General features: G+C 66.6%; 26 protein-coding genes. 15 read left to right on the forward strand and 11 right to left on the reverse strand.

The window, feature by feature from the left end:
- Positions 1-649: 649 nt before the first annotated feature.
- The 4 genes from KK141_RS20690 to KK141_RS20705 all read left to right on the forward strand — a co-directional run bounded on the left by KK141_RS20690 (position 650) and on the right by KK141_RS20705 (position 7,026).
- On the forward strand, positions 650-1,129 hold the full coding sequence (locus tag KK141_RS20690) for a YdaS family helix-turn-helix protein (protein ID WP_214571952.1): 480 nt from the start codon (positions 650-652) through the stop codon (positions 1,127-1,129).
- A gap of 251 nt (positions 1,130-1,380) precedes the next feature.
- Positions 1,381-4,470 carry a TonB-dependent receptor gene (locus KK141_RS20695; protein ID WP_250901913.1) on the forward strand — a complete coding sequence of 1,030 codons (3,090 nt, stop codon included), beginning with the start codon at positions 1,381-1,383 and terminating at the stop codon, positions 4,468-4,470.
- Positions 4,471-4,540: 70 nt separating this feature from the next.
- Entirely contained in the window at positions 4,541-5,488 is a 948-nt protein-coding gene (locus tag KK141_RS20700; RefSeq protein WP_214571954.1) for a thioredoxin family protein, read from the forward strand.
- Between the two features lie 104 nt (positions 5,489-5,592).
- Entirely contained in the window at positions 5,593-7,026 is a 1,434-nt protein-coding gene (locus KK141_RS20705) for a PLP-dependent aminotransferase family protein (RefSeq protein WP_214571955.1), read from the forward strand.
- A gap of 129 nt (positions 7,027-7,155) precedes the next feature.
- On the opposite strand, the gene KK141_RS20710 is transcribed toward KK141_RS20705, so the two are convergent.
- The gene (locus KK141_RS20710) at positions 7,156-8,127 is read right to left on the reverse strand and encodes a hypothetical protein (protein WP_214571956.1); all 972 of its coding nucleotides are present in this window, start codon (positions 8,125-8,127) and stop codon (positions 7,156-7,158) included.
- Between the two features lie 711 nt (positions 8,128-8,838).
- Between KK141_RS20710 and KK141_RS20715 the strand changes: the two genes are divergently transcribed.
- Complete coding sequence (locus tag KK141_RS20715; RefSeq protein WP_214571958.1) at positions 8,839-10,392, forward strand: alpha-L-arabinofuranosidase C-terminal domain-containing protein; 1,554 nt, start codon at positions 8,839-8,841, stop codon at positions 10,390-10,392.
- 191 nt (positions 10,393-10,583) lie between these two features.
- Here the strand turns inward: KK141_RS20715 and KK141_RS20720 are convergent, their stop codons facing one another.
- Complete coding sequence (locus KK141_RS20720) at positions 10,584-11,999, reverse strand: ATP-binding protein (protein ID WP_214571959.1); 1,416 nt, start codon at positions 11,997-11,999, stop codon at positions 10,584-10,586.
- Positions 11,999-12,664, reverse strand: coding sequence for a response regulator transcription factor (locus KK141_RS20725; RefSeq protein ID WP_284733904.1), 666 nt, complete (start codon positions 12,662-12,664; stop codon positions 11,999-12,001). The genes KK141_RS20720 and KK141_RS20725 overlap by 1 nt, the downstream gene beginning before the upstream one ends.
- Positions 12,665-12,832: 168 nt before the next feature.
- On the opposite strand from KK141_RS20725, the gene KK141_RS20730 reads away from it, so the two are divergent.
- Together KK141_RS20730 and KK141_RS20735 are read left to right on the forward strand one after the other, a co-directional pair.
- Positions 12,833-13,384, forward strand: coding sequence for a (2Fe-2S)-binding protein (locus tag KK141_RS20730; protein ID WP_214571961.1), 552 nt, complete (start codon positions 12,833-12,835; stop codon positions 13,382-13,384).
- A gap of 77 nt (positions 13,385-13,461) precedes the next feature.
- On the forward strand, positions 13,462-14,223 hold the full coding sequence (locus tag KK141_RS20735) for a MipA/OmpV family protein (protein WP_214571963.1): 762 nt from the start codon (positions 13,462-13,464) through the stop codon (positions 14,221-14,223).
- A 147-nt stretch (positions 14,224-14,370) separates the two neighbouring features.
- Here the strand turns inward: KK141_RS20735 and KK141_RS20740 are convergent, their stop codons facing one another.
- Both KK141_RS20740 and KK141_RS20745 read right to left on the reverse strand, forming a co-directional pair.
- Positions 14,371-14,982, reverse strand: a complete 612-nt coding sequence (locus KK141_RS20740; protein WP_214571965.1) for a DNA-3-methyladenine glycosylase I — start codon at positions 14,980-14,982, stop codon at positions 14,371-14,373.
- Positions 14,983-15,020: 38 nt separating this feature from the next.
- Positions 15,021-15,962: a bifunctional helix-turn-helix transcriptional regulator/GNAT family N-acetyltransferase gene (locus KK141_RS20745; protein ID WP_214571967.1), complete on the reverse strand. Its 942-nt coding sequence runs from the start codon at positions 15,960-15,962 to the stop codon at positions 15,021-15,023.
- Between the two features lie 223 nt (positions 15,963-16,185).
- Between KK141_RS20745 and KK141_RS20750 the strand changes: the two genes are divergently transcribed.
- The 4 genes from KK141_RS20750 to KK141_RS20765 all read left to right on the forward strand — a co-directional run bounded on the left by KK141_RS20750 (position 16,186) and on the right by KK141_RS20765 (position 17,794).
- Positions 16,186-16,527: a DUF2239 family protein gene (locus KK141_RS20750; RefSeq protein ID WP_214571969.1), complete on the forward strand. Its 342-nt coding sequence runs from the start codon at positions 16,186-16,188 to the stop codon at positions 16,525-16,527.
- The gene (locus KK141_RS20755; RefSeq protein WP_214571971.1) at positions 16,527-16,877 is read left to right on the forward strand and encodes a GIY-YIG nuclease family protein; all 351 of its coding nucleotides are present in this window, start codon (positions 16,527-16,529) and stop codon (positions 16,875-16,877) included. Before KK141_RS20750 ends, KK141_RS20755 begins: the two co-directional genes overlap by 1 nt.
- Positions 16,878-17,120: 243 nt before the next feature.
- Positions 17,121-17,411 carry a hypothetical protein gene (locus KK141_RS20760; protein WP_214571973.1) on the forward strand — a complete coding sequence of 97 codons (291 nt, stop codon included), beginning with the start codon at positions 17,121-17,123 and terminating at the stop codon, positions 17,409-17,411.
- A gap of 98 nt (positions 17,412-17,509) precedes the next feature.
- On the forward strand, positions 17,510-17,794 hold the full coding sequence (locus KK141_RS20765) for a hypothetical protein (protein WP_214571975.1): 285 nt from the start codon (positions 17,510-17,512) through the stop codon (positions 17,792-17,794).
- 9 nt (positions 17,795-17,803) lie between these two features.
- Here the strand turns inward: KK141_RS20765 and KK141_RS20770 are convergent, their stop codons facing one another.
- From KK141_RS20770 to KK141_RS20790, 5 genes are all read right to left on the reverse strand, one after another.
- A complete protein-coding gene (locus tag KK141_RS20770) occupies positions 17,804-18,295 on the reverse strand; it encodes an Ohr family peroxiredoxin (protein WP_214571976.1) in 492 nt (163 codons plus the stop codon).
- Between the two features lie 25 nt (positions 18,296-18,320).
- Positions 18,321-19,619 (reverse strand): cytochrome bc complex cytochrome b subunit, encoded by a 1,299-nt coding sequence (locus KK141_RS20775; RefSeq protein ID WP_214571977.1) that lies wholly within the window; start codon positions 19,617-19,619, stop codon positions 18,321-18,323.
- A gap of 70 nt (positions 19,620-19,689) precedes the next feature.
- Positions 19,690-20,451: an SDR family oxidoreductase gene (locus tag KK141_RS20780; protein WP_214571978.1), complete on the reverse strand. Its 762-nt coding sequence runs from the start codon at positions 20,449-20,451 to the stop codon at positions 19,690-19,692.
- Positions 20,452-20,674: 223 nt separating this feature from the next.
- On the reverse strand, positions 20,675-21,673 hold the full coding sequence (locus tag KK141_RS20785) for a LysR family transcriptional regulator (protein WP_214571979.1): 999 nt from the start codon (positions 21,671-21,673) through the stop codon (positions 20,675-20,677).
- 121 nt (positions 21,674-21,794) lie between these two features.
- The gene (locus KK141_RS20790) at positions 21,795-22,382 is read right to left on the reverse strand and encodes a TMEM175 family protein (RefSeq protein ID WP_214571980.1); all 588 of its coding nucleotides are present in this window, start codon (positions 22,380-22,382) and stop codon (positions 21,795-21,797) included.
- A gap of 190 nt (positions 22,383-22,572) precedes the next feature.
- On the opposite strand from KK141_RS20790, the gene KK141_RS20795 reads away from it, so the two are divergent.
- From KK141_RS20795 to KK141_RS20805, 3 genes are all read left to right on the forward strand, one after another.
- On the forward strand, positions 22,573-23,337 hold the full coding sequence (locus KK141_RS20795) for an SDR family oxidoreductase (protein ID WP_214571981.1): 765 nt from the start codon (positions 22,573-22,575) through the stop codon (positions 23,335-23,337).
- Positions 23,338-23,457: 120 nt separating this feature from the next.
- A complete protein-coding gene (locus KK141_RS20800) occupies positions 23,458-23,937 on the forward strand; it encodes a carboxymuconolactone decarboxylase family protein (protein ID WP_214571982.1) in 480 nt (159 codons plus the stop codon).
- 20 nt (positions 23,938-23,957) lie between these two features.
- A complete protein-coding gene (locus KK141_RS20805; RefSeq protein WP_214571983.1) occupies positions 23,958-24,359 on the forward strand; it encodes a cupin domain-containing protein in 402 nt (133 codons plus the stop codon).
- Positions 24,360-24,486: 127 nt separating this feature from the next.
- On the opposite strand, the gene KK141_RS20810 is transcribed toward KK141_RS20805, so the two are convergent.
- On the reverse strand, positions 24,487-25,389 hold the full coding sequence (locus KK141_RS20810) for an RNA polymerase sigma-70 factor (protein ID WP_214571984.1): 903 nt from the start codon (positions 25,387-25,389) through the stop codon (positions 24,487-24,489).
- Between the two features lie 195 nt (positions 25,390-25,584).
- Between KK141_RS20810 and KK141_RS20815 the strand changes: the two genes are divergently transcribed.
- Positions 25,585-25,851, forward strand: coding sequence for a hypothetical protein (locus KK141_RS20815; protein WP_214571985.1), 267 nt, complete (start codon positions 25,585-25,587; stop codon positions 25,849-25,851).
- Positions 25,852-25,926 lie beyond the last annotated feature (75 nt).

Below are 25,926 nucleotides of genomic sequence, written 5' to 3' on the forward strand. Positions count from 1 at the left end.
TCCCCCTCCCCCCACCCCTCTCCCCGGAGGGGAGAGGGGGCAGGTTGCGTGAAGGCTTGAGTTCCCTCGCCAAACCAACTGAGTTCCCTCGCCAAACCAGCGTGGATCCCTTCTCCCCTCCGGGGAGAAGGTGGCGGCAGCCGGATGAGGGGCGGGTGCTTGCGGCGGAAGAGCGACGAAGCGTCGCTTGCTTTGATGCTTCGCTTCATCGCTCCGTAGGTCCCCCTCACCCCGACCCTCTCCCCGGAGGGGAGAGGGAGATGAGCGCGCGAGGCCAGTGTATGCCCCCCCACCAATCTGAATTGGTCTCTACGAATCCGTTCAAATTGGTTATGTACCGTCCGCGCGGCCGGCGCCTATCTTTGGCTCCAGCCGCGATAACGAAAAGTTGATGTCCCCACACTCAACGGTTTGACGCGGCCACCTTGGCTCGCCGGAAGCTCCCCACTTCCGTGCGAGTCCCTTCTTCCAGCCCAGTCGATCCGGAGTGAACCCTGTGTCCGCTTTGGCATCCGTGTCCGATGATTTGATGGCGGCGGCGAGAACGGTGTCGACCGGCGCCGCCGTATCCGGTTTTCCTTTTGCACTGGACGTAGCCGACCGCCGGGGCAAAGCACCTGGCCCCGCTCAAGCTGACGCCAGGCTTGCGATGTCGGCGCACACCGCCGAGCAGGATTTCCCCGAACGCATCCAGCTGCTGATCGAACGCGCCGGCGGCGTCGGCGCGCTGGCGCGCTGCTGCGGTGTCACCGCGCGCACGGTGAACAACTGGAGCCGCGGCCGCGGCGATATCTCGCGCCACCGCTGCGTGGTGCTGGCGCGCGCCATGGGCATCTCGGCGCTATGGCTGGTCAGCGGCGAGGGCGGCATGACCGACGACGACGTCCCGGCGCCGGATGCACCGGCGCACAAGACCGGCGTCGATTCCGAACGGCTCGCCGCCGCCTTGCAGATGCTGCAGTCCTACATCGTGCTGGCCGGCGGTGCGCTGAGCGTCGCGCAGCGTGCCGAAGCTATCGTCGAGCTCTACACCATGCTCGCCGAGCCACCCGACGCCACGCGCGTCATCGCTTTCCACAAGAAGCTTGCCGGCTGTCTGCGCGGCAACGGTCAAGCGCCGCCCGCCTGACCGCAGGGGATCGACCTCGTGTTCGTGCACACAGGCCTCCGCACGGGAGGTCGCGCAGGCCTGTGCGCCAAAACCGCCACGCCAGGTAGTTGCGACCGCGGCGTGGTCGCCGCCGGTGCCGATGGCACCACTGCAGTGTCTTCGCGGCATCTGGGCCGCGGATATCCATCAAGCTATTCAAGGGGAGTCGCATGAATGACCAGCATCGGATTCGCTCGGCCCGGTTCAGGGCCTGTCCGTCTGCGCTAGGCATGGCCCTGGCGCTCGCGCTGTACGGCGCGATGGCGCCGCCCGTGCATGCGCAGGCCACCACCGGCAGCATCTTCGGCCAGGCGCCGGCCGCCGCGGGCGGCACGGTGAAAGTGCAGAACGCATCGGGCGTGACGCGGCAAGTGGCGGTGGATGCGTCGGGCCGCTATGCGATCGCCGCGCTGCCGCTGGGCACCTACACCGTCACCTTGCAGCGCGACGGGCAGACGGTCGACACGCGTACCGACGTCGAACTGCACGTCGGCGCGGGCACCGAGGTTTCCTTCGTGGCGCAGAACGCGCAGAACCTGGCTTCGGTGACGGTGACGGCGAACAGCCTGCCGGCGATCGACGTGACCCAGGTGGATTCGCGCACCGTGGTCACCTCGCAGCAGCTGGCGCGCTTGCCGCTGGCGCGCAGCGCGGAAGCGATCGCCTTGCTGGCGCCGGGCGCGGTGGAAGGCAGCGACACCTTCATGGGCATGGGCATGGGCGCGTCGTCGCCGCGCAAGTTCGTTTCGTTCGGCGGCTCGTCCGTCACCGAGAACGCGTATTACATCAACGGATTCAACACCACCGACCCGATCAGCGGCTTCGGCGGCCTGACCTTGCCTTACGGCTCGATCGACCAGGAAGAAATCCTCAGCGGCGGCTATGGCGCGGCGTACGGCCGCTCCGACGGCGGCGTGATCAGCCAGGTGGGCAAGCGCGGTACCAACGAGTGGCATTTCGGCGGACAGGTGTTGTGGAAGCCGAAGGGGCTGCAGGGCGATCCGCGCGACATCTACTACGGCGAAGGCAGCCCCAAGGCCGGGCAGCTGTATTGGCGGCGCGGCGACAACAAGTCCACCACCACCACGGTCGACGCCTATGTCGGCGGCCCGCTGATCAAGGACAAGCTGTATGTGTTCGCCTCGGTCGAGGGCGAACGCATCCAGGGCACGGGCGCATCGGCCGGCATGCCTTCGGGTGCGGTCGGTTCGGTGGCGGGCGTGGGCTTCAACCTGGCGCCGAGCTACAACAACCATAGCCGGCTGAACGATCCGAAGTGGTACACCAAGCTGGACTGGAACATCACCGACAGCAACTTGCTCGAGCTGACCGGCGCGTCGAACAAATCGTCCTACCGCGGCAATCTGTACCAATACGACTACACCACCGGCAAGGAAGGGCCGTTCGATCACCACGACCTGAACATCAAGGACGGTTCGGACCTGTACCTGGGCAAGTTCACCAGCTACCTCACCGACTCGCTGACGCTGTCGGTGCTGTACGGCAAGATGAAGGGCACGCATTACAACGAGCTGCCGGGCTACGACCCGACGCTCAGTCCAATCATCGGGCAGTCCTCGCAGAATCCCGCGCTCACCGGCGGCTCGTCTTACGGCAATGCGCAGACCGTGGTGCAGCTGTTCGATCCGCAGCACATCACCAAGAACACCAACCTGCGCCTGGACCTGAGCTACAAGCTGGGCGACCACACCCTGACCGCGGGCATCGACAACCAGGACGTGCGCGACATCCACGATGGCCAGTTCACCTCCGGCCCCGGTTTCGGATGGGCGTATGCGTCCGGCGATCCGAACACCTGGATCACCGGCGGCCCGGACGCGAACGGACCGGGTTGGCAAGGCTATCCGTGGGTGCGTCCGCCGGGCGGTTATCCGGGCGGCTCGACCGGCTATTACGTTTCCAGGCAGGTGTTCGCCAACAGCGCTTCGGTGCGGGTGAAGCAGCAGGCGCAATACATCGAGGACGCCTGGCAGATCAACGACCGCTGGTTGGTGAAGATCGGCCTGCGCAATGACGAGTTCACCAACTACAACGGTGGCGGCACGCCTTATCTGCGCCTGACCCATTCGCAGCTGGCGCCACGGCTCGGCTTCACCTGGGACGTCAACGGCGATTCCAGCCTGAAGGTGTATGGCAATGCCGGCCGCTATTACCTGGCGGTGCCTGCGTCGGTGGCCTTGCGCTCGGCCGGTTCGTCCACCTTTACCAACGTGTACTACACCTACACCGGCATCGATCCGAAGACTGGCTATCCGACCGGGCTGACGCCGATCGACACCTACCGCGGCCTGGAACAGCCGATCTCGGCCAATCTCGAATACGGCCAGCCGCGCGATCCGAAGACGGCCGCCGCCACCAATATCAAATCGGAATACCAGGACGAACTGATCCTCGGCTTCGACAAGAAGCTGGGCGATGCCTGGGTGTACGGCGCCAAGGCCACCTGGCGCAAGCTCGGCCGCGCCATCGACGACTGGGGCGACACCGGCCGCATCGCCGCCAAGATGGCCGAGCTGGGCATGAACGATTACGACAAGGTCAACGGCATCCAGGGCAGCTACCTGATCAACCCGGGCAGCAACCCGGTCATCCAGGTGCCGAAACTTTCCGGCGGCTACTACGAGGTGCCGCTGGACTGGAAGAAGGACATGGGCTTCAACACCACGCTCAAGCGCAAGTACTACGCGCTGGAGATGTACCTGGAGCATCCGTTCGACGGCAAGTGGTACGGCAAGGTCGATTACCTGTTCTCGCGCAACTACGGCAATACCGAAGGCCAGGTGCGTTCGGATATCGGCCAGACCGACGTGTCGGCGACGGTGGACTGGGATTACACGCAGGTGATGGATTACGCCAACGGTGCGCTGTCGAACGACCGCACGCACCAGCTCAAAGCCTACGGTTACTACCAGGTGGCGCCGGAGTGGCTGGTCTCGGGCAACGTGGCGATCCTGTCGGGTGCGCCCAAGAGCTGCCTGGGCCTGTACGGGGCGGACCAGACCAACCCCGGCCTGGGCTACGGCTCCTTCTACCATTTCTGCGGCGGCGTGCCGGTGGTGCCGGGCTACAAGCGCCAGCCCTGGACCTATCTGCTCAGCCTGGGCGCGCAGTACCGGCCGGAGTGGGGACGCCAGCGGCTGGGCTTCAGCGTGCAGATCTACAACGTGCTCAACAAGCAGGCGATCACGCAGACCAACGGGCGCTATGGCAGTTCCACCAGCGTGCGCCCGACCTACAACCTGCCGTTGTCCACGCAGTCGCCGCGCTACGTGCAGTTCGGCATCACCTACGACTACTGAGCCCGGGTGGCGGGTGCCCGGCGTGATCGCCGGGCACCTCGGCGGGTATTTGCTTTGCGGAGCCATGGCGATGAAAAAGTCGATGCTGTTTGCGGTGCTGCTCTCTATCGTTTCCGGCGCAGCGGCGACATCGACGCCGACGCAAGCCCCCGAATTCGCCGGCATCGACCACTGGTTCAACTCGCCGCCGCTGAGCATGTCCGCCCTGCGCGGCAAGGTCGTGCTGATCGATTTCTGGGCGTACTCCTGCATCAACTGCATCCGCGCGATGCCGCACGTCGAGCATCTGTACGAGACCTACAAGGACCAGGGCCTGGTGGTGGTCGGCGTGCATGCGCCGGAGTTCGATTTCGAGCGCGACCCGGCCAATGTGCAGGCGGCGATCGCGCGGGCCGGCGTTACGTATCCGGTGGCGATGGACAGCGGCTTGTCCACCTGGAACGCATGGCACAACCGGTTCTGGCCGGCGGAGTATCTGGTCGACCGCGATGGCAAGCTGATCGGCCATCACTATGGCGAAGGCGGCTACGACAAGATGGAGAACGCGATCCGGCTGCTGCTGGGCCTGGACATGCAGGCGCCGGACAACACGGCGAACCTGTTCAAGCCAGGCCCCGGCGACACGCCGGAACTGCATCTGGGCAGCGCGGGACAGCAAGGCTTCGGCAACGCGGAAAGCGGCAGCGAAGGGACGCGGCGCTTCAGCGTTCCCGCGGCATTGGCGATGCACAAGTTCGCGCTGGGCGGGAGCTGGGAGATCACCCGCCAATACGTCCGCACGGCGGGCACCGACGTGGAACTGCAACTGCGCTTTAAGGCGGCCAAGCTGTATATGGTGGCCAGCGCGGACAGCGCCACCGCGCTGGAGGTGACCGTCGACGGCAACCCGCAACCGGCGGTGGAAGTGCAGGGCAGCCGCCTCTATACGCTGTTCGACAGCCACGACGACCGCGAGCATGTGCTGCACCTGCGCATCCCCGGGGCGGGGCTGCGGGTGTACTCCTTCACGTTCGGCTGAGCATGCGCAGCCCATCCGCAGCCGCGCTGCAACATGCCCCGGGATTGCTGAGCACCCGGCTTGTGCGCAACCCTTATGGCCGACGCCATGGAGTGTGCGCGGGCATGTTTCTCGAACTCGACGGTCAAGGTCCGCAGTACGCGCAGCTGGTCCGCGCGCTGAAGTCATCCATTCTCGACGGGCGCATGCTCTCCGGCTCGCGCCTGCCGCCGACGCGCGAGTTCGCGCTCAACCTCGGCCTGTCGCGCACCACGGTGCTGGCGGCGTACGAGCAGCTGCGCGCCGAGGGCTTTATCAATGGCCGGGTGGGGTCGGGCAGCTACGTCAGCGGCCTGCAGCTGACGCCGTCGCTGCCGCGGCCGGCGGATGCGGCCGATACGGCCCATTCGCGCTTTGCCGAGCGCGCCCGCCTGTTCCGCGAGCGCAAGATCGCACGATTGCATTACGGCCTGCGCTACGAAATGCGCTACGGCGACCCGCTGACCAATCCGGCCTTGAATGCCGCCTGGGGACGCGAGCTGGCGCGCGCCGCCGCCTATTCGACGCTGGGCATCACCGGCTCGTGGGGCCTGCCCGCGCTGCGCCAGCAGATCTGCGCCTACCTGGCGCGCCGGCGCGGCCTGCTGACCGAGCCGGACAAGATCCTGATCGTCACCGGCACGCAGCAGGCATATTCGCTGTGCGCGCGCGTGCTGCTCGACGAGGGCGACACCGCCGTGCTGGAAGAGCCGCATTACTTTGGCGCGTATCACGTGCTGCAGGCGCATGGGGCGAAGCTGCATCCGGTGCGCTGCGACGACGACGGGCTGGTCTGCGCGGAGTTGCCGGAGCAGGCGCCCAAGCTGATCTGCGTCACCCCTTCGCATCAGTTTCCCACCGGCGCCGTGCTGTCGCTGCCGCGCCGGCTGGAGCTGCTGCGCTACGCGGCGCGCAAGCAATGCTGGATCATCGAGGACGACTACGACGGCGAGTTCCGCTACGACGCCCATCCGCTGGCCGCGCTGCGCTCGCTCGACGAAGGCGACCGGGTGATCTATGCGGGCACGTTCTCCAAGACCTTGTTCGGCACGCTGCGCATGGGTTACCTGGTGATGCCGGAAGCACTGCGCGAAGACCTCACCACCGCCAAGTACCTCAGCGACGTGTCGTCGCCCGGCATCGAGCAGGCCGCGCTGGCGCATTTCATGGAGAGCGGTGGCTTCGAGCGGCATCTGCGCCATGCGCGCAAGGAGCTGCAGTGCCGGCGCGAGGCTTTGATCGCCGGCCTGCGCCGCTATGCTGGCGACCGCGTCGACATCGTGCATTCGCCGGCGGGCATGCATGTGGTGGCGTGGTTGAACGGCTACGATCACGAGCGGGCCGAAGCCCTGATGTGGTACGCGCACGAGCGCGGGCTGGGGCTGTATTCGATGGCGCCGCATTATTTCGTGCCGCCGCCGCGGCCGGGCCTGCTGCTCGGCTACTGCAGCCTGTCGGTGGCGGAGCTGCGCGATGCGATGCAGTTGCTGGGCGAGTGTCTGGATGCGGTGCCGGCGTGAGCTGCGGCGATGTTTGATTCGTACGTTGCCGCGAAAAGAAAACGCCTCCGTAAGGAGGCGTTTTCCGTTCCGGCGCATGTTAGGGTTCGCTGCGCTCACCCCAACCTACGGTAGACCTGCGGTGCGGTCTTACTGCGGAACCTTCAGCGTCGAGATCGTCTGGTTCAGCGTGCCCCAGTACGTCTTGGTGTACGGCACCATCTGCTCGGCGTAGTTCCACCAGAACACGCCGCCGATGAAGCGCGAATCCTTCATCGTGTTGACCATCGGGTAGTAGGTCTTGATCAGGTTGGTCTGCACCGTGGTCGGCGCGCTCAGGCTCGAGGTGCCGATCTCGCCGAAGCCGACCTTGGCGTTCGGGAAGATGCCTTCCAGCGCGGTGAAGTCAGCCTGCCACGACGGCGACAGCCCCGGGCAGTCCTGGTAGGGGTAGTAGCTGAACAGGGCGTAGTCGGTGTTCTGGCGCACGCTCAGCGGCAGGAAGGTGGTCGGCCAGGTCTTCCAGTTGTCGACCGGCTTTTCCCAGCAGTTGGTGCCCTTGCTGTCGTCGTTGTAGTACAGCGTGATGGCGGTCTTGCCGCCGGCGGCCTTCACGATCTGGTGCGCGGCGGCGACCATCTGGCCGATCTGCGTTTCCTGCGCATTGACCACGGAGTTGCTGCCGTTCGGGTTCGGACGCAGCCACTCGCCGTTGATCTCGTTGGCGATCTCCCACACGTCGACCAGGCCGTTGAGCTTGCCCACCAGCTCCTTGGTGCGCGCGGTGTAGGTGTTGATGTCGGTCGGGAAGTAGTACGAGTCCATGATCTCGCCCATGGTGTAAGCCACGGTGTGCAGCTTGACGAGGGCGGCGTAATAGTCGGCGGTGCTGGTGTCCGGATCGAACACCACGCGCACCGTCGGGCGGTACGGCAGCTTGCTGAGCGAAGTAACGATGGCGTTGATGTTGGAGATGTCGTCCACCGTCACGCCGTAGATCGGGGCCTTGATGGTGGTGGCGGCCTGGGCGTGCACGTCGGAGGACAGCGGAGCCGAGCCGGCATAGAGCGCGGCCGAGGCGAGCAGGGAAGCGAGAAGGGTTTTTGCGGTGGTCTTGTTCATCAGATTTGATTTGAGTTCGCTTGCGTGGGCGATCCGTTCCCCCGGTTGGCTGCGGCGAAAAAAAAGCCGCAGCGATACATCGGTCGCCCCCGAAAGTCGGGCGGCCGGGCTTAAGTCGTGCGTTCCGCGCACTGGTGAAGGTCGTCCGTACAACGCAACCCCCAGCCCCTGGGCCGTGGAGGCCGAGGGGAAGCGACGGATATCGACGCTGGGAGTGCCGGCGAAACGGCAGGAACCACCAGGAGCTCATCGCGGAACGACACCCTTTCGGTATGCCCTTCCGCGTGGCTCCGCCCGTCCTGGAGCGGGCCGGACCGTATCACCCGGGAGACAACGCACCGGGTTTCGCTGACGGGGAGCAGTCTAGTTGCTCATCGTTACAAGTGATGAAATTTTAGTTAGCATGAATCACATGGATCGAGTCAAAGCATTCAATCCATGCGCAGGACTGTCGCCGGCCTGACATTGAAGCGGCCAGTGCACGATCTTTCAGTCACTTGCGTGAGCGTGCGTGAAGCCACTGTATCGCTCATGTGACACGCGATTCGTTCATGTTACGTCACTCTGTGACACCCGCGGCCACAAGCCGCGGAACGCGCTTGTGCGCCATATCACGTTCGGAAAAAACACAAGCGCCATTCCCGGAAATCGCAAGCCGCTCTTGCCGAAGATGCGCGCTGGCATTCGCGCCGGTACGAGGGAGAGCAGGCGATGGGGTTGCGCACGTGGGTGGTGGCGTTGGGGTGTTGCGTGTCGTCCGGTGCGGTTGGCGTTGCGTTTGCCGAATCGCCGAACGCGCAGGTGACGGTGCACGTGGATCGTCCGGGCGCGGTGATCCATCGCGAAATCTACGGCCAGTTCGCGGAGCAGCTCGGACGCGGCATCGATGAAGGATTATGGGTAGGCGAGAACTCGTCGATCCCGAATGTGCACGGCTTCCGCAAGGACGTGGTCGATGCATTGAAAGCCATCCACGTGCCGGTGATCCGCTGGCCCGGCGGCTGCTTCGCCGATGAATACCACTGGCGCGACGGTATCGGTCCGCGCGGGAAGCGCGCCGTGCGGCCGAATCACTCGTGGGGCGGTGAAGAACACAACGCCGTCGGCACGCACGAGTTCATGGACTTCGCCGAGCTGGTGGGCGCGCAGACGTATCTGGCCGCCAATATGGGCACCGGTTCGCCGCGCGAGATGAGCGACTGGCTGGAATACGCCACCGGCGACGGGCAGACCGATCTTGCGCGCGAGCGCCGCGCGAACGGGCGCGATAAGCCCTGGAAGATTGCCTACCTCGGCATCGGCAACGAGAGCTGGGGCTGCGGCGGCAACATGCGCGGCGCGTACTACGCCGACCAGTACCGCCAGTACGCCACGTTTGCGCGCACCATGAATGGCCCTGCGTTGATGAAGGTCGCCAGCGGTGCGAACGCCGACGATTACGCCTGGACCGAAGCCGTGATGGCCGGCGCGGCGTCGCAGATCGACGCCTACGGCGTGCACTACTACACGCTGCCCACCGGCGACTGGAAGCACAAGGGCTCGGCGGTGGCGTTCGACGAGAACGCCTGGATCGCCACCTTGAAAGCCGCGCTGCGCATGGACGAACTGGTCGCGCGCCACAGCGCCATCATGGACAAGTACGACCCGTCGAGGCGCATCGCCCTGGCGGTGGACGAGTGGGGCACCTGGTACGACACCGAGCCCGGCGATTCGGCGCTATACCAGCAGAACAGCCTGCGCGATGCGATGGTGGCGGCGATTACGCTGGACATCTTCCACGCGCATGCCGAGCGCATGCGCATGGCCAATATCGCGCAGATGGTGAACGTGCTGCAGGCGATGATCCTCACCGACAAGGGGCGGATGGTGTTGACGCCGACCTATCACGTGTTCGATCTGTACCAGGTGTTCCAGGGGGCGACGTCGTTGCCGGTGGAGGTGCGTGCGGGTGAGTACGCGCAGGGCGGCGTGCGGGTGCCGGGCTTGTTCGTTACCGCGGCGCGGGGGACGGATGGTGCGGTGCACGTGGCGTTGGTCAATCCCGATCCGGAACATGCGTTGCGGGTGGCGGTGGCCTTGCCTGGGATGAAGGTGGGGAAGGTGAGCGGGCGTGTGTTGACGGCGCCGGCGATCAACACCATCAACAGCTTCGAGAAGCCGGATGCGGTGAAGCCGGTGGGGTTCGATGGGGCGAAGATCGGTGGCGATGGTGCTCTCGCCGTGTCACTGCCGGCGAAAGCCATCGTGACCTTGGAGCTGCGTTAACGCCCTTTGCTCGTCATCCCGGCGCAGGCCGGGATCCAGTAGCGATGCGTTTGATGCAGGCGATGGCGCCTGAGGATTTTGCCCTTTAGTGCTTTCGCGACAACCGCGCGGCGTCGTTACTGGATGATTCGCTTCGCTCACCCCTTCGGGGCCGCCTTTCGGGCGTTCTTCGCGCTACGCGCTCGTCCGGCCTACGCCGGAATGACGGGGGTGTGAGATTCGGACTTGCCTTGAACGCACGCGGGAAACACCACGCTGATTCCAAAACCCAGGCCATCCAGCCCCGCGCCAATCTCAATCCTCGCCCCATGCGACTGCGCAATCCGCGCCACCAGCGACAACCCGATCCCGCTGCCGCGCTCATTGCTCCCCGCCACTCGATAAAACCGGTCGAAAATCCGCGGCCGGTCTTCCTCCGCCACGCCGGGCCCGTTGTCCCGCACCTGCAGCCGCACCCGATTGCCATCGCGCAGGCAACTCACCGCCACCCGCCCGCCAACCGGCGTATAGCGCAGTGCATTGTCGATCAGGTTACCGATCAGAATGCCCAGCTCGTCGACGTCGCCCTCGATCGGGCTGGGGCAGGTATCGAGCACGATGGATTGCTGCTTGGCCGCGGCGATGGTCTCGAACTCGCGCGTCAGCATCGCCACCAGGTCGGCCAGTTCCACCGGCACGCGCTCGCTGTTCGGGCGGTCGGCGTCGAGCCGCGCGGAATCCAGCAGCTGCTGCGAGAGCCGTGCGCTGCGCTCCACGCCTTTGACCAGCTGCCGCAGCGGTGCCTGCGCTTCTTCCAGGCTGCGCGAGCGCAAGGCTACCTGCGCATGAGTGAGCAGGGCGGCCAGCGGCGTGCGCAGCTCGTGCGCGGCTTCGGCCAGGAACTGGCGCTCGTTGTGCATCGCGCGGTCCAGCCGCGCCAGCATGCGGTTGAAGGATTCGACCAGCGGCTGCACTTCGTTGGGCAGGTTGTGGTCGGGCAGCGGGGTGAGGTCCAGCGTGTCGCGCGCGGTGATGGCCTGGCGGATGCGCGTGATCGGCCGCAGCGACCAGAACAGCACACGCTGGATCGCCACCGCCAGCACCAGCAGGAGCAAGGCGGTGGTGATCAGGCCGATGCGTACGCCTTGGCGCAGGTCGTTGGCCAGGTCCGCGGTGGGCTTGCCGACCTGCACCTGCACTTCGCCGTGCGAGTCGCTGACGGCATAGATGCGCCATTCCTCGCCGTCGATCCGGCGCGTGGCGAAGCCGTCGGTGAAATCCGGCTGCAGCGGTTTGCGGAAGGGCTCCAGCGAATGCACCACCAGCAGGTGGCGGTCCTTGATCCAGACCTGGAAGATCAGGCGGCCGAGCTTGCCGCGATGTTCCGGCGGCGGCGCGCTGTGTTCGGGCAGTCGCAGGTTGGCGTTGCCGTCGAGGCGGCTGACGTCGGCCGGCATCGAGACCAGGATCTCGCGCGCGATGTCGCTCAGGTTGCTGTCCCACAGGCCGGTGCGGTCCTTGGAATAGCGAATGCCCAGGCAGGTGATGGTGACGCCCCAGGCGACCACGAAGATCGCCAGCAGCACGATAAACAGCCGCCGCCGCAGCGACCGTATGCGCAGGGCCATCAGCGTTCCTCGCCCAGGCGGTAGCCGTAGCCGTGCACGGTTGCGATCACGTCCTCGCCGAGCTTGCGCCGCAGCTGGTGCACGTACACCGCGATGGTGTTGCTCTCGATCGCGCCCTGGCCGCCGTAGACCAGGTCTTCCAGCAGGTCGCGCGCCACCGCGCGGCCCTGGCGCTCCATCAGCGCGAGCAGGGTGCGGTATTCGTGCGCGGCCAGCCGCACGGATTCGCCGTTGCGGGTGACGGTGCGCCGCGCCGGATCCAGCACGATGCCTTTCCAGCTCAGCACCGGCGCCACGCGGCCTTCGCTGCGCCGGATCACCGCGCGCAGGCGCGCCAGCAGTTCGTCGATCTGAAAGGGTTTCACCAGGTAGTCGTCGGCGCCGGCATCGAGGCCGCGGATGCGGTCGCCGAGCTGGTCGCGTGCGGTGATGATCAAGGCCGGCGTGGTGTCGTAGCGCTCACGCATGGCGCGCAGCACGTCCAGGCCCGAGCCGCGCGGCAGGCCCAGGTCGAGCAGGGCGGCGGTATAGGCATGGTCGGTGAGCGCGATGCGCGCGGCCGCGGCGTCGTGCGCGCAGTCCACGTGCCAGCCGTCCTGGCGCAGGGCCGCGGCGATGGCGTCGGCCAGCATGCGGTCGTCTTCGACTAGCAGGATGTTCGGCAAGGTCCCCTCGTGGCGCTACAGCCGTGTCATGAGTCATGCAGCGTAGGCGCGCGGCTTTAAAGAATTCTTAAATCCGGACGGCCAGACTGCCAGACATCCGGCACGGTCCGCTCCACCCCACATGCGGACAGGGAAGGTGCCGGCTCCCTCCGCACAAGAGACGATGCCATGAGCGCCCAACCCAGCCGCCTGCCCATCGATGCGCCGCACGCCGCCGTTCCGGCCGAGTCCGCGCCGGAACGCTGCGCGATGCGCCTGAGTGTGAACGGCCAGGCCCGCACGATCAATGCGGACCCGGACACCCCCTTGCTGCGCGTGCTGCGCCAGGACCTGGGCCTGACCGGCGCCAGCTTCGCCTGCACCAACGGACGCTGCAGCGCCTGCACGGTGCACGTCGACGACCGGCCGACCCGCGCCTGCCGCGTGCCGGTGTACGTGGTGCAGGGCGCGCAGATCGTCACCATCGAAGGCCTGGCCGCGCGCGAAGGCCTGCCACCGGGCCAGCTGCACGCGATGCAGCGTGCCTGGGCCGAATGCGGCGTGCCGCCGTGCCCGTGCCAGGCCGGCATGATCATGGCGGCCACCGCCTTGCTGATGGACAACCCCGATCCGGGCACCGCCGAGATCGAGGCCGCGCTGTTCCTCGACTGCGGCTGCGGCGCGCGGCCGCACGTGCTGCGTGCGGTGCGTTCGCTGGCCGAGCGCATGCGCTCCTGGTGAGCGCACGCAAGCCATCCCTTACTTCCCCCCACCTGGAGTTCCCCATGCATCAACGTGCGCGTGGTCGTGCCCGTGCCTTGTCCCTGGTTTTCTTCCTGTCCGGCAGCGGCGCCGCGTTTGCGGCGGACGACGGCTGGCATGTGGTGGTCGGTGCCGGCGGGCTGGACATGCCGCGCTATCCGGGCAGTACCGAGCGGCGCAGCCAGCTGGTGCCGATGCTGAGCGCCAGCTACGGCCGCTTCTTTCTCGGCGGCGCGCCCGGCTCGGGCTCGCCGGCGGGGCTGGGCATGTATTTCCATCAGGACGAGCAGTGGCGCGCAGGCGTGTCGCTGTCGTACGACTTCGTGCAGCCGCGCAAGGAATCCGACGACCGCCAGCGCCTGCATGGCATGGGCGATATCGACCGCACGGCGCGGGTGACCTTGTTCGGCAGCTATACGCACGATTGGCTGACGGTGCGCGGCAATGTGTCCAGCGACGTCGCCGGCAAGGACCAGGGCACGACGGCGTCGCTCGACCTGGAAGGCAAGTACCGCTGGAACGACAAGCTCAGCTTCGTGGCGGGGCCGGGCGTGACCTGGGCTGACGGCAAGCACAATCGCACGTTCTATGGCGTGGACGACGTGCAGAGCCTGCGTTCGGGGTATGCCGCGTATCGGCCGGGTTCCGGGCTGGAAACGGTGCGGTTTTCGCTGGGAGCGGATTATCGGATCGGCGAGCGCTGGACCGTGGGCGCGCGCGCCATCGCGGCGCGTTTGCAGGGCGATGCGTCGGATAGTCCGATCGTGGCGAAGCGGATGCAGAACACGTATGTGGCGTATGCGTTCTATCGGTTCTGATCGAGCTGAAATCTTCATGCTGAAATCCTTCTCCCTCCGGGAGAAGGTGGCGGCAGCCGGATGAGGGTTCGGCCGGAGCGGTGCACATCACTCCTGCGCTTCGCCCGTACCCTCACCCCAACCCCTCTCCCGGTGGGAGAGGGGCTTTCACCCACCGGGCCGCTTGAACGCCTTCCGCGCCTTCTCCACCTTCGCCCGGATCGCACACGTTTCCACGTGATCGTCCACCAGCCCCATCGCCTGCATGAAGGCGTACATCGTGGTCGGCCCGACGAACTTCCAACCCTGCTTCTTCAGCGCTTTCGACAGCGCCACCGACTCATCGGAAGTGGCTATGGCCTGCGTCGGCGCCGGCCGCTTGCGGTCGGCCTCGTAGCGCCACAGGTAGGCGGCCAATGAGCCTTCGCGCTCCGCCAGTTCCACGGCATGGCGCGCATTGTTGATCACCGCCTCGATCTTGCCGCGGTGGCGGATGATGCCTTCGTTCTTCAGCAGCCGCTGCACGTCACGCTCGGTGAAACGCGCCACGCGGTGGTAATCGAAACCGTGGAAAACCGCGCGGAAATTCTCGCGCTTGGCCAGGATCGTCCGCCAGCTCAGCCCAGACTGGAAACCTTCGAGGCTGAGCTTCTCGAACAGGCGGACATCGTCGGCGACCGGAAAGCCCCATTCGGTGTCGTGGTAATGCATGAAGTCCGGCGCGGACGCGCTCCAGCGGCAGCGCGGCTTGCCGTCGGGGCCGGCGATGGTGTCGCTCATGGGCAGCGGTTTCCTGGGGAAGGCTGCCGGCGATCATGTCACTGCGGCCGTTGCCGGACCAGGCATTGCTCCACCATCGGCTTGCCCCATTGTTCGCCGGGCGCTTCGGAGACCAGGCTGAAACCGGCCTGCTCGTAGAGATGGCGCGCGGCGTCGAGGCCTTTCACGGTCCACAGGCGAATCTCGCTGAAGCCCTGCTCATCGCAATAGCGCAGCACTTCGTCCAGCATGCGCCGGCCCACGCCGCGGCCCTGCATGCGGCCATCGACGATAAACGTGCGCAGGTGAGCGACGCCCGGGCCCATGCCTTCGCCGTCGATGGCGACGGAACCGACCAGGGTGTCGCCGAGCATGGCGCGCCAGATCTGGTTGCCAGGGCGGTCCAGGCGTGAGGTGACGTCGGCCACCGCCGCCGCCACGCGGCTTTCGAACACCTGGCCGAAGCCGACCGCCGGCGCGTAATACGCCATATGCAGCGCGGCCACGCCGCCGATCACGCCGGGCGCGTAGCCGGTCTCGATGCGGATGTCTTCCTGCACGGGCGCCACGCCAAGGCGATTCGCGCGCAGCGCTTCTGCATAGGCGACGAGGCTGCCGCATACCGCATCGAGCCGGGCCGGTGCGAAGTGCGAGGCGGCGGCGGTCACCTGCTTGCGCGCGAAGGCGTCGACGGCGGCCAGCGTGCGCCGGCCCTTGTCGGTGAGTACCAGCGGCTTGATGCGTGCGTCGCTGGCGCTGTCGAGCACGGTGATCTCGCCGGCCTCGGTCAGCTTGGTCAGCAGGCGGCTGACGCTGGACTTGTCCAGGCCCAGCACCTCGACCAGGTCGGCCGCGGTCAGCGTGCCGCGCCGGCCGAGTTCGACGATGGCGTGCACGGCGGAAGGCGAGTAGGTGGTGCCGGCCAGGGTAGGGCGCAGGAAGCCCCATTCGCGCGCCATCTGGCGGGATGCGGCGCGGATATCGTCGATCAGGTCGTTCATGCTGGCGGGGCCTTGGTGGCTATTGGTTGCAATATACAACTTTATGGCGGCGATGCCAGCAGCGGAAGGAAATCCTTTCAAGTCGTTGATAAAGCTGTTTCTATCCAGATGAATCTGGACGGGAAGATCCACCATGCAGGGCTCCCGGCTATTTTGCCCGGTATATATTGACGAAGCTAATTAACCCGGATATATATGTCGCCCCCTTCAAGGATCGACCCTCATGCCCTCCACGACTCACCAGCCGCCGCCCTCCGCGCGCGGCCGCAACATCCAATTGTTCGACCGCCACTGGGCCTGGCTCGACGCGCAGCCGATCAGCGCCCAAGCCACCCTGCGCCGCCTGGTGGAGCGCGCCAGCCGCGACGCCGACGGCCACTACCGCAAGGCCGCGGCCAAGGAGGACTGCTACTTCTACATGCGCGACGCCGGTGGTGACCGCCCGCAGTTCGAAGAAGCCGCACGCGCCCTGTTCGCCGACGACCGCGCGCGCCTGCGCTTGTGCATCGCTTCCTGGCCGGACGAGGTGCGCGCACGCATCGAAGCCATGCTCGGAGCGCCGTGATGGACCGCGCCAGGCGCAAAGCCCTGCTGCAGGCCTACAAGCTGGCCTTCCCGCCAATGGGCATCTACGCCATCCGCAACCTGCGCAGCGGCCGCATGCTGATCGAGCAGAGCGCCAACACCACCGGCGCGCTCAACCGCCACCGCACCCAGCTGCGCCTGGGCATGCACCGCATCGCGCAGTTGCAGAGCGATTGGCGCGAGCTGGGCGAGGAGGCGTTTGCGTTCGAGGTGGTGCAGGCGCAGGAAGAGCGCGCCGAGCCCACGTTCGATTACGCATCGGAGCGCGAGGCACTGCTCGATGCATGGCGCGAGCGCGTGCCGCCCGGATCGAAGAATTCCTACCTCTAGCGCGACGCGCCGCGAAAAAATATGCGCGGAATTTATGCGCAGCCCCCCGCGCTTGGTGGAGCCTTTATCCGCACCGGCGCCAAGATGGCCTCGCTCCCCCCACGAGGTCCATCGCTTATGAGCATCCTGATCGTCCAAGGCCCGCATGCGGAAGGACACGCCGTCGGCGGCGATTTCGTGGCCGCGCTGCAGCGTGCGGTGCAGGCGGCGGGACATACGCTGGCGGTCTGCTAGTGCGGGGGCTTGAAGGACCTGGTCGGGCGCATCCGCGAGCTGCGCGCGGACGACACCGAATTCGTGGTGCTCGATCCCGGCGAGCTGGCCGAACAAGTGCGCGCGCAACCCGACGGATTGGGCGAAGCGCTGGATGCCTTGCCTTCGCCGTATATCGAGATCCACGACGACAGCGGTGCGGCCATGGCGCCGCCCGGCCCCGCGCGGCATGCGCCGCTGGCCACCATCGTGATCAACGGCGATCTGCCGACCAGCTATCGCATCGCCATGGGCATCGCCCTGCGCCAGCTCGCAGCGTGAAGGCGGTGTGGAGTGTGATGCGCGTCGCGGTTATGTCATATCCGTGTGCGAGCCTGCGCCTCCCGCAAGCACCAGTACATAAGAAGAAGAGGATGGCGATGTCCATCGAACTGGACCAGGCCGACATCGACACGCTGCTGCATATCCATGCCGGCCGTCTGAAAGTGGTGGAAACGCGCCGCGCCGCGCGGCTGATGCTGATGGGCTATCTCGCCCCGCTCGAAGCCGGCTGCGCCGTGCTGGCGCCGGCGAAGATGGAGCGCAACGGCAAGAGCGTGCCGCTGCGCATCACCTACCGCGGCAGCCGCCTGCTGGCGCTGCATCGCTGCGACGACGGCGGCGAGGACGGACCCGCGCCGCGTCCGGTGCGCGCCGCCGGCTGAGCCGCGGCTTCAATCCAGCGAGACCACGCAGTCGATGCCTTCGCGCGCCATCTTGGCGTAGGGGCAGATGCGCTCGGTGTTGCGTACCAGTTCTTCGGCCGTGGCCCGCGCCACGCCGGGAAGCTCGATGCGCACCCGCGCGATCAGCATGAACAATCCATCCACCGGATCGCGGCCGAAGGTGACCGCGGCGGTGACCGCCGCATCCGGAATCGCCACGCCCGCGCGCGCGGCCAGCAGGGTCAGCGCGCCGTGGAAGCAGGCGGCGTAGCCCGCGGCGAACAGCTGCTCGGGATTGGTGCCTTCGCCCTGGCCGCCGAGTTCCGCCGGCATGCGCAGGCGCACATCGAGCTTGCCGTCGTCGGAACAGGCCACGCCGGACGCGCGCGCATGCGCGGCCTCGCCGCCGGTGACGCGCACGGTGCCGGTATAGAGCGGATGGAAATCCGCGCCGCGGTACTTGTCGAGCAGTGAAGTGGAAGGGCGCTGTGGCTTGGTCATGCGGAACTCGCAGGCGGTGGCGGCATCAGGTTTCGGGATGCACGCGCGGCGGCAGCGGCCGGGTGCGTTCCAGGCCGTAGCGCGTGTAGAACCACAGGAAGGCGAAGAAGCCGAAATAGCCCAGGGTCATGGCGCGGCCGAAGGCGTTCTCCCACACGGTGACGTCGGCACGCGGAAACCAGCGGGGAATCAGCTCGGCGGTCACGCCCGCGCCCACCGCGCCCAGCCCGAGGAAACTCGCCACCAACACCATCAAGGCCACGCGGAAGCCGCGCCCGCGATAGCGCACGGAACGCACCTGTCCACGGTCGATCCACGGCAACAGCACCAGCAGCAGGATCGAGCCGAACATCGCCAGCACACCCCAGATCGGCGTGCCGAAGTACGACGGGACCATGCGCAGGATCGCGTAGAAGGGTGTGAAGTACCACTGCGGCTTGATATGGCTGGGCGTCACCAGATTGTTGGCCGGCGTGAAGTTGTCGTGCTCCAGGAACCAGCCGCCGAAGGTCGGCGCGTAGAACACCACGAAGGCGGCCAGGGTGAGGAAGAACACCGCCGCGAAGATGTCGTGGATGGTGTAGTAGGGATGGAACGGGATCGCATCGATCGGCTTGCTGGCATCCCAGCGGTTGCCTTTCGGGCCGTGCTTGACGTCGATGCCGTCCGGGTTGTTCGAGCCGACTTCGTGTAGCGCGAAGATATGCAGCACCACCAGCAGCACCAGCACCAGCGGCAGCGCGATCACATGCAGCGCGAAGAAACGGTTGAGCGTGGCGTCCGCCGGCAGGTAGTCGCCCATGATCCATTCGACCAGGTGCGGGCCGACCACCGGCACGGTGCCGAACAGCGAGATGATCACCTTGGCGCCCCAGAACGACATATTGCCCCAGGGCAACACATAGCCCATGAAGGCTTCGGCCATCAGCACCAGGAAGATCACACTGCCCAGCAGCCAGACCAGTTCGCGCGGTTTCTTGTACGAGCCGTACATGATCCCGCGCAGCATGTGCAGGAACACGGTGATGAAGAACAGCGACGCTCCGGTCGAGTGCATGTAGCGGATCAGCCAGCCCCACGGCACGTCGCGCATGATGTACTCCACCGACGCGAAGGCTTCCGCCGCGCTGGTCTTGTAGTTCATGGCGAGGAAGATGCCGGTGAGGATCTGGTTGACCAGCACCAGCAGGTTCAGGCCGCCGAAGAAATACCAGAAGTTGAGGTTCTTCGGCGCGTAGTACTGCGTGTAGTGCTTGCGCACCAGGGCGCCCAGGCCGGGCGCCCGTTCGTCCACCCAGCCGCGGACGCGCATCAGTACGCTCATGGGGACATCCTTCGCCGGTGTACCGGCCGCGCGCATGGCCATGGCGGCGCGATGCGCGCAGCGGGCCTGCTCATACCGACTGCGCGAACTCAGAACGGTCGAACCAGGTCTGGAAATTCACCGCGCCGATCCGCGCGCCCGAGGCCGGCAGCAGCGAGTCCTGCTGCAGGATGGCGCCGAAGTAGGGCGCGCTGGCATCGGCCAGGACTTCGTGCGGATCGTGGGTGAGCGTGAGGAAACGCTCGACCAGGGCCGACAGGCCGAACGCATCCGGGCCGGCGATTTCGACCGTGCCGTTCACCGGCTTGCCCAGCGCGTAGTCGGTGACGGCGTCGGCCACGTCGTCCGAGGCGATCGGCTGGATCAGCGCGGGCGACACATGCACCTGCCTGCCCTTGGCCGCGGCTTTGACGATGCCGCTGAGGAATTCGAAGAACTGGGTGGAGTGCACGATGGTGTAGGGGATGCCGCAGTCGCGGATGATCTGCTCCTGCACCAGCTTGGCGCGCATATAGCCGCTGTCCTTGAGGCGGTCGGTGCCGACCACGGAAAGCGCCACGTGGTGCCGCACGCCGGCCTTCTTTTCGGCGGCGGCCAGATGGCCGCCCGCGGTGCGGAAGAAGTCCAGCACGGCCTGGTCCTCGAACGAGGGCGAGTTGGCCAGGTCGATCACGATATCGGCGCCGGTGAGCGCCGCGTCCAGGCCTTCGCCGGTCAGCGTGTTGATGCCCGAAGCCGGCGAGGCGGCAATGACTTCGTGTCCGCGCTGGCGCAGGCGCGCGACGACCTTGCTGCCGATCAGGCCGGTACCGCCGATGACCACGATTTTCATGGGGATCTCCGCTGGGGGCGCTGGACGCGCGTCGTGGTGATGCTAGGCAGCGGGGCAGAGAGGCGGTAGGCGCGGCGATGGGCGCATGGTGTTGCGTTGGGGGCATCAATCGAACACCGCGCGCGGCGTAGCGGCGTAGGTTGGGGTGAGCCGCAGGCGAACCCCAACGTTTGCGCACCCCATACGCACCACCCGTTGGGGTTCGCCTGCGGCTCACCCCAACCTACGCCGGCTCGTGCGGAGCAGACAATCCATGCACATGCATCAACTCCAACCCCCGCACCGCCTCCGTCATATAGTCGATAAACACCCGCACCCGCGTCGGCAGCTGCTGCCGGCTGAGATAACAAAGGTAATGCCCCCGGTCGTCCGGCGCGTATTGCGCCAGGCAGGCCACCAGCCGCCCGTCGCGCAGGTATTCGCTCACCATGTAGCCCGGCAGCTGCGCCAGGCCTTCACCGCGCAGCACGCTTTCCAGCACCAGGTCCAGATCGTTGAAGGACGAGCGCGACGGCGGCACCAGCCTGCGCTTCTGTCCTTCCACCTTGAATTCCCATTCCGCGATCCGCCCCGCCACCGTGCGGTAGTGGATGCAGGCATGCGCATCCAGCTCGCCGACATCCTTCGGCAGGCCATGCGCCTGTGCGTACGACGGCGCCGCGCACACCAGCATCTGCATCGGCACCAGCCGCTTGGCGATCACCTGGCTGTCTTCCAGTTGCCCGTCGCGGAAGGCCACGTCGACGCGGTCCGAGGTGAAGTCGGTCAAGCGGTCGTCCAGCACCAGGTCGATCGCGATCTCCGGATAGCTTGCGCGGAAATCCGCCAGCAGCGGCGCGATCACGCGGCGGCCGAAGCCCACCGTGGCGCTGATGCGCAGTTGCCCCTTCGGCGGGCCTTCGCGCAGCTCGCGCATTTCCTCCAGCGCCTGCACGATGCGCTGCACGCCGGGGTGGCAGTTGCGGAAGAACAGCTCGCCTTCGCGGGTCAGCGAGGTGTTGCGGGTGGTGCGCTGGAACAGCCGCGCATCGAGCTGCGCTTCCAGTTTCTGCACGCTGCGGCTGACCGCGGAGCGGCCCACGCCCAGGCGGTCGGCGGCGCGGGCGAAGCTGCCCTCGGCGGCGACGGCAATGAAAGCGACCACGCCGGCATAGCTGGCGGTAAAGCTGGAAGCAAGGGCGTCGGCCTCGTGCTGCGGTTTGTCCGGGAGGTTCAAGCTCATGCGCGGGGGCCTCGTCGATAGGGTCCGGACGGATGCCGGCGCAGGCGCCGGCCGGTCCATGCCCTCTAGTCGTATGAGCCCGGGCGTTTGTGACGCGGGCGGCGAAAAAAGTCCGTCTCGGCTAAATCCCGCCCAGGCGCTGCTCGATCCGCCGGTCCGGGATGAACCACATCGCCGCCACCACGGCGTACAGCACGCAGGACGCCACCGGGCTGCGCAAGGCCAGCGAGGTGGCCGCCAGATGGATCACGATCGAGAGCCGTGTCTTGCGGTCCGCGCCCAGCGCCTTGCGCAACTCCGACTGCTCGCCGCCGTTGGCCGCGACCAGGGTGCGCTCCAGCAGCCCCCACGACAGCGCGGTCAGCAGCAGGGTGATGCCGTAGCACACCGTCGGCACCGCGGCCGGCCCCGGTTGCGCCTTGTTGAGCCAGGCGGTGGAGAACGGAAACAGCGACAGGCAGAACAGGAAGAACAGGTTCGCCCACAGCACGGTGCCGTTGACGCGGCGGACCAGCTGGAACAGATGGTGGTGGTTGGTCCAGTAGATGCCCACGTAGATGAAGCTGAGGATGTAGCTGAGGAAGACCGTGCCGTCCTCCAGCAGGGCCGTCCAGGTCGCCGCCGAAGGCACGTGCAGCTCCAGCACCATCACGGTGATCACCACCGCGATCACGCCATCGGTGAATGCTTCCAGCCGCCCCTTTTCCATTGCCTCGCTCCGTCGCTGCGCCAGGCCTGCATGGTGGGCCGGAACGCGGCGCCGCATTGGTGCGCTTGCGGCAACGCGCTATGTCCCTCGCTGCGGCTTTTGGCGCTGCGGGTGCGGGCCTAGCATCGAAAACGTGGCTGCGGCCATTCGATCGCCCATGGACATCGGCCATCGCCCGTTGAGGTAGCGCATGAACATCGTTGTGGTGGGTGGGAACGGACTGGTCGGCCGCAATGTCGTGCGCCGCCTGCGCGCCAAGGGACACGAGGTGACGGCGGCATCGCGCGCCACCGGTGTGGACATCGTCAGCGGGAAAGGCCTGGCGCAGGCGCTGGACGGGGCCGAAGTCGTGGTCGACGTGAGCAACTCGCCCGTGCTCGTGGGCGAGGCGCCGTGCGATTTCTTCAAGGCCGCCATCGCCAACCTGCTCGATGCGGAGGCCGCGGCGGGCGTGCAGCATCATGTCTCGCTGTCCGTGGTGGGCACCGAGCGGCTCGACGACAGCCCTTATTTTCGCGGCAAGGCTTTCCAGGAGCAGCGCATCCGCGAGTCCGGCCTGCCGTTCACCGTGCTGCATGCCACGCAATTCTTCGAATTCCTGCTGGATATCGTCGAGGTCAGCGTCTACGACCAGGCGCTGCGGCTGGCGCCGGCGTATATCCAGCCGGTGGCGTCCGCGGACGTCGCCGCCTGCCTGGCCGAACTGGCGGTGCGTCCGCCGCGCAACGGCGTGATCGAAATGGCGGGGCCGGAGCGCGAGCGGATGTCCGAGATCATCCAGCGTTTTCTTACCCAGATCGAAGCGCCGTACGACGTGGTCGCCGACCCGCTGGCGCCTTATTTCGGCGCGCGGCTGGCCAGCGATTCCCTGCTTCCCGGCAGCGACGCGCATCTGTGCGCGATGGACTTCGGCGGCTGGATCGAGCAGTCCGAATACTGGGGCGCGAGCTGGTGACGCGCACTGGTGCCATGCAGGCAACAGTGTGAGCCGCCGCGCGCGCCTACCGGTCGCGCATCGCCTGTTCCAGTCTTCCGCCGCCCACGCAATGCCTTCCACCACCCACGAGGAAAGACCATGAGCCAGCGCCTCAACTACCAGCAGCAATCGCCCGAACTGTTCAAGAAGTTCGCCGATTTCAGTGTTGCCCTGAATCATTCCTCGATCGAGGCGTCGATCCACGACCTGGTCAATATCCGCGCCTCGCAGCTCAACGGCTGCACCTTCTGCCTGGACATGCACGTGAAAGAGGCGACCCTGCGCGGCGAGCGCCCGCTGCGCCTGTACCACGTGGCGGCCTGGCGCGAATCCACGCTGTTCTCGCCGCGCGAGCGCGCCGCGCTGGCCTGGACCGAGGCGCTGACCCAGCTGCCGCGCGAGGGCGTGGCGGACGAGATCTACGAGCGCGTGCGCACCCAGCTTTCGGAAAAGGAGGTCGCCGACCTTACCTATCTGGTGATGTCGATCAATGCGTGGAACCGCATCAACGTGGCGTTCCGGCCGCAGCCGGGTGCGTTCGACAAGGCCTATGGCCTGGACAAGGCCGGGCTGGCCTGATCATTACCGAGGAGAACACCATGAGCGTTTCCAGAATCCTTGCGGCACTGCTGCTGTCGGTCGCCGGTGCGGCCGGCGCACAGGAGACCGGTCCGCATGCCAGCGTGGCGACCTTGATGACCAAGGCGCTGAGCGACTATCCCGGCAAGGAGGCCACCATGATCACCGTAGACTATCCGCCGGGCGCGGTGGATCCGGTGCATCGCCACGATGCGCATGCCTTCGTGTATGTGCTGGAAGGGTCGATCGTGATGGGCGTGAAGGGCGGCAAGCCGGTGACGTTGAAGGCGGGGGATACGTTCTATGAGGGGCCGAACGATGTGCATACGATCGGGCGCAATGCGAGTCAGACGGAGCCGGCGAAGTTTGTGGTGCTGTTGTTGAAAGAGCAGGGGAAGCCGTTGCTGACGCCGGTGCATTGAGTCGACAGCGCTGGCGTAGGTTGGGGTGAGCCGCAGGCGAGCCCCAACGTTGCGTCGAGGTGCGGGTTTGTTGGGGTTCGCCTGCGGCTCACCCCCACCTACGCCGGGCGGTAAGGGCAACGCTGCGTCAGAGCGGGGTCCACAACTCCACGCCAAGCTTATTGGCCACCCCCGCCAGCTTCTCCGGATTGCGCTGCACGAACATATCCGCAATCCGCTCGCCATCCGTCTCGACCATCATCACCGATTCCAGCTTCCCGCCGATCAGCCGCAGGATCGCTAACCTGCCGTTGACGTCCACCACGTCGATACCCAGCTCGCCCTTGAAACGCAGCCTGCCGGCATACAGCAGCTGCGCGATCCGCTTGCCGCCGGGCATGGGCTTGGGCAGCGAGGTGGTCCGGCCGCCGCCGTCGCCGATCAGCTCCGCATCGTCGGCCAGCAAGGCCGTGAGCAGCTTGAATTCCCCTTCGGCCATGGCCTGTGCGAAACGCCGCACGATGCGCAGGTGCGATTCCGCGGACACCGCGTAGCGCGGCCGTCCGTCCTGCAGCTGCGACTTCGCGCGGTGCACGATCTGGCGCACGCCGGCCTCGTTCTTGTCGATGATCCGGGCGATCTCGGGATAGTCCACGTCGAACACTTCGCGCAGCAAGAAGGCCGCGCGCGCCTCCGGCGACAGGCGTTCGAGCAGCAGGAGCAGGGCGACCGATACTTCGCTGGAGCGCTCCTGCAGCTGTTCCGGCGTGTCGGTGGCGTCGGTCAGCATCGGCTCGGGCAGCCACATGCCGACGTAGTGCTCGCGCCGCGCCTTCAGCGCGCGCAGGCGGTCGATGGCGGTGCGGGTGGTGGCGGTGACCAGCCAGGCTTCGAGGTTCTCGATGCGCGACTGCTCGGCGGCATGCCAGCGCAGCCATACGTCCTGCACCACGTCCTCGGCATCGGCCACGCTGCCGAGCATGCCGTAGGCGATGCCCTGCAGGCGCGGGCGCAAGCCGTGGAAGACGGCGTTGAGGTCTTTGGTGGCCATGCGCTGTGCTTACCCCTTGCGTGGGAGCGATCCCTCGCCCGTGACAATCGTTTGCGCCACCTTGCATTGTGACGCAGATGCGTGGCGGCGGTTGGTGTCCGCGCGGAAACACGGTGGCGTCCCCCGCGGGTCTACAGCGGCGCGATGGCCGTCGACATGCTGGCCGCCCTCGTTCATTCCTGCCGGGAGCACGCCATGACCGTTTCCTTCGCCAAAGACATCGCCCCGCTGTTCACCGACGGCGACGCGCGCTGCATGGGCGGCATGGGCGTCCATCTGCGCGAGTACGACTACATGGCCAACCCTACCGGCGACGCGGTGTTCGCCGATTACGCCAACGCGCGCCACGTGCTGGCGCGGCTGGACGGCAGCGAAAAGCCGCGCATGCCGCCGGGTGGCCCGGGCTGGAACGAAGACCAGCTCGCGCTGTTCACCGCGTGGATGAAGGACTGGCAACCCTGAGCCGAATTGACAGGCCCGTGGCCGCGCCGCAATGTTCGCGCACCTTCGCGGCGCGGCAACCCGGCGCCGCGGCAA

Source organism: Dyella sp. LX-66 (assembly GCF_018599165.1).
Classification (GTDB): domain Bacteria; phylum Pseudomonadota; class Gammaproteobacteria; order Xanthomonadales; family Rhodanobacteraceae; genus Dyella_D; species Dyella_D marensis.